The sequence below is a fragment of the Castellaniella sp. MT123 genome (assembly GCF_039614765.1).
In the GTDB taxonomy this organism is placed as follows: Bacteria; Pseudomonadota; Gammaproteobacteria; order Burkholderiales; family Burkholderiaceae_B; genus Castellaniella.
Genome location: NZ_CP154879.1, coordinates 2,790,024 through 2,804,101, shown reverse-complemented (window position 1 = coordinate 2,804,101; position 14,078 = coordinate 2,790,024). Strand labels below are relative to the sequence as shown.

The following is a 14,078-nucleotide window of genomic DNA, read 5'->3' as shown; positions in this document are numbered from 1 at the left end:
GATCATCAAGGCAGTTCGAGTTCAGCCACCAACGGCGCATGGTCGGACAATTTCTTCCAGGGGGCGCCATGCAGCACCCGTGCCCGGCGCACGGCAAACCCGCGCTGATAGATCCGGTCCAGGCGCAGCCACGGAAACATAGCCGGGAACGTGCGGGGCGGGGGCATCAGCCGCGCCGCCAGGCCACCGGCCGGCAGCGCCGGCAGCGGACGCAGGATCTGGCCCGGAAACCAGGGCATCCGCTGACGCAGCTGCGCCACCCGATGCCGCAGGCGATAGACCTCGTCCAGGCCCTGGGGCGCGGCGGCGAAGACTTCCACCAGCCCCAGCTGTTGGACGAACAGCGGCGCCAGGCGGTTGTTCCAGTCGTTGAAATCGCCCGCGATCAGCAGCGGTTCGGAATCCGGCACCAGCCGGCGGATACGATCCACCAGGGCATACACCTGACGGGAACGCCCCCCCGCCAGCAGCCCCAGGTGCACCACCAGGCAGTGCACATGCGCGTCCCCGACCTGCACGACCCCGTGCAGCAGGCCGCGCTGTTCCAGGCGATGATCGGAGATGTCCTGATTTTCGTAATACAGGATCGGATAGCGCGACAGCAGCGCATTACCGTGGTCGGTGGCCGCGCGCACCGCATTGCAGCCATAGGCTGCCTGCATGTGCAGGGCGGCCGCCAGAGATTCGTGCTGAGCATCCAGGCTGCTGTGCATCTGGTTGCGCCCCTGGACTTCCTGCAGGAACAGGAGATCGGGCCGCAGGCCATACAAGCCCAGCCGCAGATCGGCCAGCGATTCCCGCCCACCCGAAGCCGAGCGCCCCTTGTGGATGTTGTAGCTGACGATCCGCATGACTGGCATGGCAGCCCTCTGGTGTTATTTCGCCTCGGTCTGGCGCAGGCGGATATGCAGTTCGCGCAGCTGCTTTTCGTCCACCGGCGACGGCGCGTGCACCAGCAAATCCTGCGCACGCTGGGTTTTCGGGAAGGCGATCACGTCGCGAATGGATTCCGCGCCCGCCATCAGGGTCACCAGCCGGTCCAGACCGAATGCCAGGCCACCATGCGGCGGCGCGCCATATTGCAGCGCGTCCAGCAGGAAGCCGAATTTTTCGGCGGCTTCGTCCTCGTCGATTTTCAGGGCTTTGAAGACCTTGGTCTGCACATCGGCGCGGTGGATACGTTCCGAACCGCCGCCGATCTCCCAGCCGTTCATAACCATATCATAGGCCCGGGCCAGCGCGCTGCCGGGATCGGATTCCAGCAGATCTTCGTGGCCAGCCTTGGGGCAGGTGAAGGGGTGGTGCGCCGCCATGTAGCGGTCCTCGCCCTCGTCGTATTCGAACATCGGGAAATCGACCACCCACAGCGGCTGCCAGCCGGCCTCGAACAGGCCATTGTCGCGGCCGAATTCGCTGAGGCCGATTTTCACACGCAGCGCGCCGATGGCGTCATTGACGACCTTTGTGCGGTCGGCGCCAAAGAAGATCAGGTCGCCGTTGCACGCGCCAGTGCGTTCGATCAGGGCGCGCAGCGCATCGGCATGGATGTTCTTGACGATGGGCGACTGCAGGCCTTCGGGGATGGCGGCGGCGTCGTTGACCTTGATGTAGGCCAGGCCGCGCGCGCCGTAGATGCCCACGAACTGCGTGTAGGCGTCGATCTCGCTGCGCGGCATGCTGGCGCCGCCGGGCACGCGCAGGGCGACCACCCGGCAGGCCGGATCGTTGGCCGGGCCGGCGAAGACTTTGAAGTCCACCGCGCGCATCAGGTCGGCCACATCGGTGAATTCCAGTTTCACGCGCAGGTCGGGCTTGTCGGAACCATAGCGGCGCATGGCTTCGGCCCAGCTCATGACGGGGAATTCCGGCAGGGCCACGTCCAGCACCTGGCGATAGACCTCGCGCACCATGCCTTCGAAAATTTCGCGGATCTCGACTTCGTTCAGGAAGGAGGTCTCGCAATCGATCTGCGTGAATTCCGGCTGGCGGTCGGCGCGCAGGTCTTCGTCGCGAAAGCATTTCGTGATCTGATAGTAGCGATCGAACCCCGACACCATCAGCATCTGCTTGAACAACTGCGGCGACTGCGGCAAGGCGAAGAATTCACCCGGATTCACGCGGGACGGCACCAGGTAATCGCGCGCGCCCTCGGGCGTGCTGCGCGTCAGCATCGGCGTTTCGATGTCGATGAAACCCAGGGCATCCAGGTAATTGCGCGCCACCATCGACACCCGGTAGCGCATCATCAGGTTGCGCTGCATCTGCGGGCGGCGCAGGTCCAGCACGCGGTGCGTCAGGCGGGTGGTTTCGGACAGATTGTCGTCGTCGAGCTGGAACGGCGGCGTCAGGGACGCATTCAGGATCTCGATTTCGCGGCACAGGATCTCGATTTCGCCCGACGTCAGGTCGGGATTTCGCGTGCCTTCCGGGCGCCGCCGAACCAGACCGGTGATCCGCACACAATATTCGTTGCGGATGCGCTCGGCCGTGGCGAACGCCCCCTGATTGTCGGGATCCACCACCACCTGGGCCAGGCCCGCGCGGTCGCGCAGATCGATGAAGATCACACCGCCGTGGTCGCGGCGGCGATGGACCCAGCCGAACAGGGTGACGGTCTGGTCGAGGTGGGCTTTGGACACCTCGCCGGTATAGCAGGTACGGTTCAAGAATGGCTCCGAGAATGATGTGAAATCGATGGGGGCGGCACCACCACCCCCATGGAAATGATGTATTTCAGGGCGGTGTCGACGGACATGTCGAGCACCTGGACGTCGGCGCGCGGCATCATCAGGAAGAACCCCGACGTGGGATTGGGTGTCGTCGGCACGTAGACGCTGATGTGATCGCCCGCCAGCAGATCCGCGATCTCGAGACAGGGCGCCCCGGTCAGGAACCCGATGGTCCAGGAACCCTGGTGCGGATACTGCACCAGAATGGCCTGGCGAAAGGCCTGGCCGTTGGGGGAGAACACCGTGTCGCCGACCTGCTTGACCGAATTATAAATGGAGCGCACCAATGGGATGCGCCCCAGCAGGGCCTCCCAGCGCGACAGGATGGCGCGGCCGATGAAGTTGGCGAAGAACAGCCCCGTGAGCAGGATGATGCCCAGCACCAGCGCCAGTTCGAAGCCGGGAATGGCCACCCCGAACAAGGCTTCTGGCGAGAGGAACGACGGCACCAGGGAATCCAGGGTGCGCGCCAGCATCGTCAGCACCCAGATGGTGGTCACCAGGGGCAGCCAGATCAGCAGGCCGGTGATGAAGTAGCGCTTGAAGAATCGCATGGTTCCTGAGCGAAGTGTCGGCGAAAGGCGTCAGCCAGGCGTGGCGGCCGGCACGGGGCTGCCGGAGGACGCCGGGCCGGCTGCTGCCGCGCCCGATGCCCCGGCGGAAGAAGCACCGCCGGAGGCGGAACCCGCCCCATGGTCGGACGACGCTGCGGAGCCGGACGAGCCCAGCACCCCTTCGGAGTGCGAGCCGGACTTACCGCCCCGGAAATCGGTTTCGTACCAACCCGAGCCCTTCAGGCGGAAACCCGCCGCCGTCACCTGCTTTTCATAGGTGGACTGCCCGCAGGCCGGACACACGGTCAGGCGAGGGTCGGAGATTTTCTGCAGCACATCCTGCTGATGACCGCAATGGCTGCAACGATAGACGTAAATCGGCACAACAATGTCCTGGAAATCTGAACTGCCTGGATTTTAATCCTTTTAAAACAAAGTGCCCCCACGCCGCACGGCCCGCGACTGCCGGCGCGGCGTTTTCAGCTGAAAGAATTGGGCAGCAGGAACATGATGGCCGCCACCAGGGTCGGCACCGCCGCGGCCCCCAGCAGCTTCAGGGGCGAGATCGTGCCGTCGCCAAAACAGCCCTTGAGGATGGAGAACCCCGCCGGATTGGGTGCATTGGCGATGACCGTCAGGCCGCCCCCGGTCACGGCCCCGGCCACCAGCATGTAGCGCCACAGATCACCGGTACCTTCGACCAGGGAACCCAGATAGGTCAGCGCCGCATTGTCGGTGACCGCCGTCAGCGCGGTGGCGCCCAGGTACAGGACGAAGGGCGACAACCCGGCCAGCAGGCCTTGCAGCCACCACTGCTGCAGCCCGCCCAGGACCACCAGACCTGCCAGGAAGAACCCCACCATCAGGCCTTCGCGCAGCAGCAGGGGCGACTGGTGGGTCTTGTAGGCCTGTGCGTAGCCGATGAACAGCACCAGCAGCGCGAGGAAGATCTTGATGTGATGCGAGGCCAGCACGATCCCCAGCAGGAACAGGACATGGACGGCCATGACCATGAGCGGCACCGGCGCGCGGGCGTTGCTGTCATCAGGGCGCACGCCCAGGCTGCCATCGAGCAGGAAGGGCCGGCAGATCAGGGTCAGGATCAGGCCGTTGAACAGCACGGCGGCGGCAGCACGCCAGCCGAAATGCGTGGCCATGAAGGCGGTGTCCCAGCCGAAGGTCTGCGCGACCATCAGCACAGGCGGCGCCGCATAGGCCGTCAGCACGCCGCCGATGGACACGTTGACGAAAAGCACCCCGACCGTCAAATATTTGAAGCCGTCCTGGCCCGGGCGGCGGAAATAGGCCTGACGCAGCAGTAGCGCGGCCAGCGTCATGGCGGCGGGCTCTGTGATCAGCGACCCTGCCAGCGGTACCAGCGTCATGATGACAAAAAAGCGCGACAGTTCGCACGACACCGGCAGCACACGCGCCAGACCATCGACCACCAGGCGCACGAGTTCGATGATGGGACGGCTGGCGGCCACCACCATGATCACGAACACGAAGGCGGGCTCGGTGAAGTTGCGGGTATCCAGGTAGTCAACCGCGCCCTTCACCCCCAGCGTCAGGGCCATCCAGACGAACAGCACGCAGGCCCAGACGCCGAATACCGCCTCGACCTCGGAGAGCAGATGCCATAAGCCGGCATGGCGTCCGCCCCGATGCGCCAGACGCGCGAAAACCGGCACGGAGAACGTGTGAATGATGGCGATGGCAAACAACAAGCTGGCCACGACCTCGGTGTGACTGACCATATCCGAGTCCAAAAGCAGGGATGTGAAAAATACGATTCAGGCACGCTGCAAAATCAGGCGCGCGCCCTTTTCGGCGATCATGATGGTGGGGGAATTGGTGTTGCCCGAGGTGATCACGGGCATGATCGATGCATCGATCACCCGCAGGCTGTCGATCCCCCGGACGCGGAGTTCCGGGTCCACCACCGCCATGGGATCGGTGCCCATTTTACATGTCCCGACCGGATGGAAAATCGTGGTGCCGATATCGCCGGCTGCGGACTCGAGCGCTTCCTGGGTCCGCACCGCATCCCCGGGCAGGTATTCCTGAGGGTGATAGCGCGCCAGCGCGGGCTGGGCCATGATGCGCCGGGTCAGGCGCAGGGCATCGGCCGCGACGGCGCGGTCTTCGGGCGTCTGCAGATAATTGCACAGGATGTCGGGATGATCGGCCACGTTGGGCGAGGTGATGCGGACATAGCCCCGGCTGCCGGGTTGCAGATTGCACACCGATGCGGTCAGGGCGGGAAAGGTGTGCAGCGGGTCGCCGAATTTGTCCAGCGACAGGGGCTGGACGTGGTATTCCAGATTGGGGCGCGGGCGCGACGGATCCGACCGGGCGAACGCCCCCAGCTGCGAGGGCGCCATGGACAGCGGCCCGCGGCGCAGCAGCGCGTACTGCAGCCCCATCCAGGCCTTGCCCCACCAGGCATGGGTCAGCGTATTCAAGGTCAGCGCCCCCTGCAGGCGAAAGATCATGCGCAGCTGCAGGTGATCCTGCAGGTTTTCCCCCACCCCCGGCAGATCGTGCACCAGCGGGATGCCCAGATGGCGCAGCCGGTCGGCGGGGCCCACACCCGAGACCTGCAGCAGCTGAGGCGAACCGATGGCCCCGGCGGCCAGGATCAGTTCGCGGTGAGCCACGGCATGCCGGCGCAAGCCGTCCTGCACGAAGGCCACCCCGGTTGCGCGGCGCCCGGAAAATTCGATGCGCTCGACGCAGGCGCCGGTGATCACCCGCAGATTTTCGCGCCCCATGACGGGATGCAGGAAGGCCTTGGCGGCATTCCAGCGCACGCCGCGCCGCTGGTTGACCTCGAAGTAGTTGCAGCCGGCGTTGTCGCCCCGGTTGAAATCATCGGTGTGTTCGATGCCCGCCTGTGCCGCCGCGTCGCGAAAGGCATCCAGCACGTCCCAGCGCAGGCGCTGGGGCTCGACCCGCCAGGTGCCCGCGGCCCCATGGAATTCGCTGGCGCCGGCATGGTGGTCTTCGACATCGCGAAACAGCGGCAGCACGTCACGCCAGGCCCAGCCCGGGTTGCCGAGGGCTTCCCAGCCGTCGTAGTCGGCCGCCTGGCCGCGCAGATACAGCATGCCGTTGATGGACGACGACCCGCCCAGCACCCGCCCGCGCGGATAGCCCAGCGTGCGGTAGTTCAGACCCGGATCGGGCTGCGTGTGATAGCACCAGTCGGTGCGCGGATTGCCGATGCAGTACAGATAGCCCACGGGGATGTGGATCCAGCGCCAGTCGTCGGTGCCGCCGGCTTCCAGGAGCAGCACCCGGTGCGACTGCGACAAACGGTTGGCCAACAGGCAACCCGCCGAGCCCGCCCCCACAATGACATAATCGAATTCCAATGCGGTTTCGGTGGGCGCATTGCCGACCATCGCGTGTCTCCTGGGGCCTGTGCGGCCCGATCTTATTGTCTGGAATCAGTCTAGCCGTAAAGCGTTGTCCCGGCCAGCGCCGCCACGATCAGCAGCACACCCACCTGCATGTTCGAGCGGAACAGCCGCAGGCCGCGTTCCGGGTAACGTACGTCGAACAGCCGCACCTGCCAGACGAAATGCCCGGCGATGACGGCCATCACGACGTAATACGGCCAGCGCATGCCCATGCCCCATCCGGACACTGTCCACAGGACCGCCGTGGCGGCATACATGCCGCCGATCCAGGCCTTGCCCTGGTCGCCAAAGCGCATGGCCACGGACTTCAATCCCAGCATGCGGTCGTCGCGCATGTCGATGTAGGCGTAGATGGCGTCGTAGCCGATCTGCCACAGCACGGCCCCCACCCACATGGCCAGGCCATACCAGGGCAGGATGTCGCGCGTGTCCGTCCAGGCCATGAGCATGCCCCAGTTGAAGGCCATGCCCAGCACGGCCTGCGGCCAGTAGGTAAAGCGTTTGCACAAAGGATAGATGACCACCAGCGGCACCAGAACCAGCGCCAGCCAGCGGCTGTAGGCGTTGATCGCCAGCAGCAGCATGGCTGTGACCAGGATTTGCGCCAGCGCGAACCACAGTGCCGCCCGCAGCGTCAATTGGCCGCTGGTCAGAGGCCGGAAGCGCGTGCGCTCGACCCGATGATCGAAATTGCGGTCGAAGATGTCGTTGAAGGTGCAGCCCACGCCCCGCATCAGCAATGCGCCCAGGGAAAAGATCACCAGTCGCCACAGCGTGGGCCAGCCGTCGGCCGCCTGCGCCAGCGCGGCCAGCGCCGGCAACAGGGTCAACCAGGTGCCGACCGGACGATCCAGGCGGCATAGCCGCGCGTAAGGCCCCCACGATGCCGGCAGCCAGCGCGCGACCCAGTCGTCGGACCGCATGTCCGACAGGTCCGGGCCGCTGGCTGCCGGCCGTTCATCCACGTCAGTGCCCCGGGCCGATCAGCTCGCCCAGCACCTGGATGCCCGTGCGGATGCGGTCCTCGGGGACCGTCACGAAACTGAGCCGCAGCCGGTTGGTCGGCGCCTGCGCGCTGGCATAGAACGGCGCCCCGGGCACGAAGGCCACGTTGCGCGCGATGGCCCGCTGCAGCAGTTCGCCGGTGTCGATGCCTTCGCGCAGCGTCACCCAGATGAACATGCCGCCCTGCGGCCGCGTCCAGCGCGCGTCGGCGGGAAAATGCCGCTGCAAGGCATCAAGCATGTAGCCGCACTGGCGCTGGTAGATCTCGCGGACCTTGGGTAAATGCGTGCGCAGAAAGCCGTTGCGCACGGTTTCGTAGACCGCCATCTGCGTGATGGTGGCCGTATGCAGATCCGTGGCCTGCTTGATCTGGACCAGTTTCGAAATGACGTCGCGCGGCGCGACCACGTAGCCCAGGCGCATGCCCGGAGCCAGGACCTTGGAAAAGGTGCCCAGGCGGATCACCGTCGCGCCCACGGGGCGGCCGAGTTCCAGCAGGCTGGGCTGCGGCTCGCCCGCGTAGCGCAGTTCGCCGTAAGGGTCGTCCTCGATGATGGGCAGCCCCAGGGCGGCGCAGCGCTCGACCAGCGCCTGGCGGCGTTGCAGATCCAGCGTCAGACCGGTCGGGTTCTGGAAATTGGGCAGGACGTAGATGAAGCGCGCATCCTGGGTGAGTTCCGCGTCCAGGGCCTCGGGGATCAGCCCGCCGGCATCCGTGGGCACCGACTGGTATTGCGGCTCGAAGAGCGAAAACGACTGCAGCGCGCCCAGGTAGCTGGGGGCCTCGACCAGCACGCGCGAACCCGGATCGATGAACAGTTTGCCCAGCATGTCCAGGGCCTGCTGCGAACCGGATACGATCAGGACTTCTTCGGGGTCGATCGTCATGCCGTCGCGCGACAGATCCTGCGCCACCCATTCGCGCAGGGGGGTATAGCCTTCGGTGCGGCCATACTGCAACGCGGTAGCGCCCTGTGTGGCCAGCACCCGGTCGAACGCGGCGCGCAGTTCGGGAATCGGGAAGCCTTCGGGCGACGGCAAACCGCCCGCGAAGGAGATGACCTCGGGGCGTTCGGTGATCTTGAGGATTTCACGGATGGCCGAGCTGGTGAGCTGCAGGGCGCGGCCGGAAAAGGTGATGGGTGAGGAATTCAGCGTGTCCATGGTGGGGTCCAGTGCCCTGTTCGGTTGATCCGCACGCGCCTTCCAGGACGCCACGGATCGCAAGCATCCTATATTAAAACAATCCTTGGCGGCAGGCCGCGCGGGACCAGGACACTGCCCTGGCGTCCTGGGATTGAAATATCCGGAAAACCGGCGCCCAGGGGGATCCCGGGCGCCTGCCCTTACGCCACCTGGGGCGATTTCACCCGCTGCGCGATGTGCGCCAGCGCTTCCTCGACCTGATCGATCAGCACCAGACACAGGTCGCCCGGTTCCAGCGCATCGAGCGCCGTATCGATGGCCAGGAACTCGCCATGGATCTCCTCCAGGCGATTGGCACGGCGCGCAGCCTCCAGGCCGCCGCGCAGCAGCGCCAGCACTTCGCCGTCGGCGCGGCCGCGCTGGCACTGGTCCTGATACAGAATGACGGTATCGAACGCGTCGCCCAGGATCTCGGTCTGGCGGCGGATGTCCTGGTCGCGCCGGTCGCCCGCCCCGCTGATGACCACGGTGCGGCGCCGCGCGGGCATCGTTTCGACAGCTTCGACCAGCGCCAGGATCGCATCCGGATTGTGGCCATAGTCGGCAATCACCGTCGCGCCCTGATAGTCGAACACGTTGAAACGACCCGGCACGGTGCCCGCATCGTTGACGAACGACGCCAGGCCGGCCTGGATCTGCACCCAATCCACCCCCAGCGCCCAGGCGGCGGCCGCCGCCGCCATGGCGTTGTCCACCTGGAAGCCCAGCGTGCCCCCGTGCGTCAGCGGCACGCGCACCAGTTCAATGCGCGTTTCGGCGCCGGCCTCGGAAAACACCAGGTCCCCCTGATCGACGAAGACCACCCGGCCACCCTGGGCGCGGTGCGTATCGATCAGCGGATGCCGGGCATCCCGGGCGAAATAGGTCACCCGGCCGGGGCAGCTGGCGGCCATTTTCGCCACGATCGGATCCTGGGCGTTGAGCACCGCCATGCCGGTGGGCGCCAGGTTCTCCACGATGACGCGTTTGACGACGGCGAGTTCCTCGACCGTGCGGATGTAATTCATGCCCAGGTGGTCGCCGATCCCGATGTTCGTGACCACCGCGACGTCGCAGCGGTCGAACCCCAGGCCTTCGCGCAGGATGCCGCCGCGCGCCGTCTCGAAGACCGCCATGTCCACATCCGGATGCAGCAGCACGTTGCGCGCGCTGCGCGGCCCGCTGCAATCGCCCGTATCGATGCGTCGTGCGCCGATGTAGACGCCATCGGAATTCGTCATGCCCACGCACACGCCTGGCGCCGCGCACAGATGGGCCAGCAGGCGCACCGTGGTGGTCTTGCCGTTGGTGCCCGTGACTGCGGCGACCGGAATCCGCCCGTCGTCCCCAGGCGCGTACAGCGTCTCGACAATGGCGGCGCCCACGTCGCGCCCCGTTCCGTAGGACGGCGTCAGGTGCATGCGCAGACCGGGCGCGGCATTGACCTCGACGATGCAGCCTGTTTCCGGGGTGAGCGGCTGATAAACATCGCCGCTGACCAGATCGATGCCGCAGACATCCAGCCCCACCATGCGCGCGGCCATGACGGCGCTGGCGGCCAGTTCCGGGTGGACGTGATCGGTGACGTCGGTCGCCGTCCCGCCAGTACTGAGATTGGCGTTGTTGCGCAGCACCACGCACACCCCCTGGGCCGGCACCGAATCGGCCCGATACCCCTGGCTGACCAGGGTGTTGAGCGCCGTTTCATCCAGGCGGATGCGCGTCAGCGACGTGCCATGGCCTTCGCCACGCAGAGGATCCTGATTGATCAGATCCACCAGTTGGGCAATGGTATGCGCGCCGTCGCCCACCACCTGGGGCGGGTCGCGGCGCGCGGCCGCCACCAACCGGTCGCCCACCACCAGCAGCCGGAAATCATGCCCGGGAAAGTAGTGTTCGACGAGGACGCTAGAACCGTGTTCGCTCGCCACGGCGTAGGCGGCCAGCACCTGCTCGCGCCCCTGGATATTGACGGCGACCCCCCGGCCCTGGTTGCCATCGAGCGGTTTGACCACCACCGGCCCGCCGATCTCCTGGGCGGCCAGCCAGGCGTCCTCCGCATCGGCGACCACACGACCCCGAGGCACTGACACCCCGGCTGACGCCAACAGGGATTTCGTCAGCGCCTTGTCCTGAGCGATGGCTTCGCCGATCGCGCTGCTGGCGTCGGTTTCCGCCGCCTGGATGCGGCGCTGGCGACGGCCCCAGCCGAACTGCACCAGGCTGCCCTCGGTCAGCCGGCGGTAGGGAATGCCCCGGCGCACCGCCGCATGAACGATCGATCCGGTGCTGGGCCCCAGACGCACGTCCTCGTACAGATCCTTCAGGCGCGAAACCGCCGCCGCCAGATCGAAAGGCTCGTCCTTCAGAGCCGCCAGGCACAACACGCAGGCCAGATCGAACGCCAGGCGCGCAACGCTTTCCTCGACGTATTCGATCACGACCTGGAAAACCCCGGCGTCCGGTGTCGGCGCGGTGCGGCAGAACGCCACCGGGCAGCCTGCCTGGGCCTGCAGGCTGAGCGCCGCCCCGGCCAGCACGTGCGCCAGCGAAAGAGCACCCGGCTGCCCCGCCGGCCGCTGAATATCGATATCGGGAAAACGGGCGCGCAGCCGGGTTTCGAAAGCGTCCGGGTCGTCGATCGCGCACTCGCTGTCCGAGCAGGCCACGATGGCCTCGATCGCCGTCTGTCGGCACCACACATTCGGCCCGCGCAAGGCCCGCACTCGGGAGACTTCCATGATGAGATTTTTTTCCTAGAGGAAGTTTCGGCCCGGCAGCCATCCGCCGGACCGGAATCAGGTTCAGACGGCCATCGTGGCCGAGGTCGCGCCCTGTTGCGCCACCCAGGTCCGCAGGCCCACCCGAATGTGCTCGATGCCCAGCCCCAGGGCCCAGACGGCCCCCAGGGCCGCCAGCACGCTGGCCAGATCGTCGCGCAGGGCGGACACGGCGGGATCACCCAAGTCCACCAGCGGGATTTCCACGCCTTTTTCGGCCAGCACCACGCTGCCGTCCCGCTCGAACACGGCGCGGCCGCCCTCTGCCAGGTGCGACGCCAGGGCCTCGCCGTCCGGCTGCAGACCGTACAGAATGACGGCCCCATCGCACAGCGGCGCCAGCCCGACCGTCAGCGGATCGTCTGCATTCAACACCGCGGCGCCGCCTGGCAGCACCACATCGACCTGGGTGCGGAAAATGCGCACCAGATGCTCGGGCGTTTCCATGTGGAATTCGGGCCAGGTCACGGCCGGATCGATGCCCGTCACCACGCCGATCTGGCAGCGGTCATAGGCCAGGCCCTCGCCCAGGATGACCCGCCCGCCGTTTTCCAGCACCGCGTATTCCACCGCGCGATTGAGCAGCACCCGCCGCACGGAGTCCCAATGGGAGGAATCCTTCGCCGTAACTTGCTGATGTCCCAGGAACAGGCCCTCGGTCGAGGCCAGGCCCACGGTCTTGCCGGTCAGCTGCAGCAGATGGGCCACCAGGCGCGCCACCGGCGCGGTGCCCCGGCTGCCGGTGACGCCGATCACGGGAATGCGGCCGTCTTCCGGGGCCGGGAACAGATCGTCGATGATGGCTCGCCCGACGGGGCGCGACTGGCCCATGGCCGGCTTCAGGTGCATCAGCAGGCCGGGGCCGGCGTTGACTTCGACGATGGCGCCTTGCTGCTCGTCCAGCGGCCGGGAAATGTCCCGCGTCACCAGATCGATGCCGGCGATGTCCAGCCCGACCACGCGGGCGGCCAGCGAAACCTGTTCCGCCACGTCCGGGTGGACCGAGTCCGTGATGTCGATCGATACGTTGCCGCTGCGCTGGATCATGACGGCGCGCCCGCGTTCGGGCACCGAATCGCCTGTCAGCCCCTGGCGGTCCAGTTCCAGCCGCGCCGCCGAATCCAGGCGTACGACGTTCAGGGGATGGTCCTCGTCGCGCCCGCGCCGGGGATCGGAATTCAGTTGCGTCTCGATCAGCTGCAGCACGGTGGACACGCCATCGCCCACCACCATCGCAGCCTCGCCGCGGGCGGCGGCGACCATCCGGCCGCCCACCACCAGCAGGCGGTGCTCGTCGCCCTCGATGAAACGCTCGACCATCACGCTGCTGCCCTCGTTCACCGCCACGGCAAAGGCCGCCGCGATCTGTTCGCGCGTGCTCAGGCAGGTAAAGACACCCCGTCCATGGTTGCCGTCGGACGGTTTCACCACGACCGGCAGCCCGATGTCCTGGGCGGCGTCCCAGGCCTCGTTCGCGTCGGCCACCAGCCGGCCTTCGGGCACGGGCACCCCGCACGCCTGCAGCAGCTGGCGGGTCAGATCTTTGTCGCGGGAAATGCCTTCGGCGATGGCGCTGGTGCGGCTGGTTTCCGCCGTCCAGATGCGGCGCTGACGCGCGCCGTAGCCTAATTGCAACAGATTGGCGTCGCTCAGGCGGATCGCCGGAATGTCGCGGTCGTCGGCCGCATCGACAATGCACGCCGTGCTGGGCCCCAGGCTGAGCGATTCCGCCAGATCCTTCAGGCGATCGACCGCGCCGGCCACGTCGAAGGGGCGATCCTCGATGGCGGCCATCAGAAGATCGCGCGCCACGTACAGCGTTTCACGCGTCAGCGGCTCGTGCCAGGCGCGCACGATGACCTTGTAGACCCCGCGCAGCGAGGTCTCGCGCGCACGGCCCAGACCGCCGGGCATGCCCGCCAGGCTTTGCAGTTCCAGTGTGACGTGTTCCAGGATATGCGCGGGCCAGGTGCCTTCGCGCACGCGCTGCAGAAAGCCGCCGCGCTCGCCGATGCTGCAGCGATGTTCGATCAGCGTCGGCAGCCAGGCGCTCAGGCGTTCGTAGAAACCAGGTATGACATTCGAGGGGTAGTCTTCCAGGTCGTGGATATCCACCAGCGCCTCGATGACAGGGCGATAGGCCCAGATGTTCGGCCCCCGCAAATACACCATATTGAGAAACTCAATACTTTTATTGTCCATGATGGAACCATGCAAGAAAGTGGGGGTGTGGGGCCTAATGCTGCCATTACACAGCGAAACAACGGCACACATAATAATCTTGCGCCTGTTGCGTAGCACAGAAAAAGAGTTGAAAATTGTGTCGCTCGCGCAACGGTGTGCGCGCGAACCCCTGAACCCCGGTCAACTATTCCGCTGTCCGATCCACCTTCCGACTCC

General features: G+C 66.3%; 9 protein-coding genes and 1 pseudogene. All 10 read right to left on the bottom strand.

Translation table 11 applies throughout. From position 1 onward, the window contains the following. Positions 1-5: 5 nt before the first annotated feature. Entirely contained in the window at positions 6-860 is an 855-nt protein-coding gene (locus ABCV34_RS13210) for an endonuclease/exonuclease/phosphatase family protein (protein ID WP_345796673.1), read from the bottom strand. A 15-nt stretch (positions 861-875) separates the two neighbouring features. Continuing rightward, positions 876-2,666 carry an aspartate--tRNA ligase gene (gene aspS, locus ABCV34_RS13205; RefSeq protein ID WP_345796672.1) on the bottom strand — a complete coding sequence of 597 codons (1,791 nt, stop codon included), beginning with the start codon at positions 2,664-2,666 and terminating at the stop codon, positions 876-878. Beyond that, positions 2,663-3,283 (bottom strand): DUF502 domain-containing protein, encoded by a 621-nt coding sequence (locus ABCV34_RS13200; protein WP_345796671.1) that lies wholly within the window; start codon positions 3,281-3,283, stop codon positions 2,663-2,665. Before ABCV34_RS13200 ends, aspS begins: the two co-directional genes overlap by 4 nt. A gap of 30 nt (positions 3,284-3,313) precedes the next feature. Continuing rightward, positions 3,314-3,667 carry an FmdB family zinc ribbon protein gene (locus tag ABCV34_RS13195; protein WP_345796670.1) on the bottom strand — a complete coding sequence of 118 codons (354 nt, stop codon included), beginning with the start codon at positions 3,665-3,667 and terminating at the stop codon, positions 3,314-3,316. 95 nt (positions 3,668-3,762) lie between these two features. After that, positions 3,763-5,040, bottom strand: coding sequence for a putative Na+/H+ antiporter (locus ABCV34_RS13190; RefSeq protein WP_345796669.1), 1,278 nt, complete (start codon positions 5,038-5,040; stop codon positions 3,763-3,765). 36 nt (positions 5,041-5,076) lie between these two features. After that, the gene (locus ABCV34_RS13185; protein WP_345796668.1) at positions 5,077-6,690 is read right to left on the bottom strand and encodes a GMC family oxidoreductase N-terminal domain-containing protein; all 1,614 of its coding nucleotides are present in this window, start codon (positions 6,688-6,690) and stop codon (positions 5,077-5,079) included. 50 nt (positions 6,691-6,740) lie between these two features. Beyond that, on the bottom strand, positions 6,741-7,631 hold the full coding sequence (gene ubiA / locus ABCV34_RS13180) for a 4-hydroxybenzoate octaprenyltransferase (protein ID WP_345798783.1): 891 nt from the start codon (positions 7,629-7,631) through the stop codon (positions 6,741-6,743). Positions 7,632-7,674: 43 nt separating this feature from the next. Next, entirely contained in the window at positions 7,675-8,877 is a 1,203-nt protein-coding gene (locus ABCV34_RS13175) for a PLP-dependent aminotransferase family protein (protein WP_345796667.1), read from the bottom strand. A 182-nt stretch (positions 8,878-9,059) separates the two neighbouring features. Beyond that, positions 9,060-11,639, bottom strand: coding sequence for a cyanophycin synthetase (gene cphA / locus ABCV34_RS13170; RefSeq protein ID WP_345796666.1), 2,580 nt, complete (start codon positions 11,637-11,639; stop codon positions 9,060-9,062). Between the two features lie 105 nt (positions 11,640-11,744). Then, a pseudogene (gene cphA / locus ABCV34_RS13165) lies at positions 11,745-13,880 on the bottom strand (cyanophycin synthetase); the annotation flags it as partial. Between the last annotated feature and the right edge of the window lie 198 nt (positions 13,881-14,078).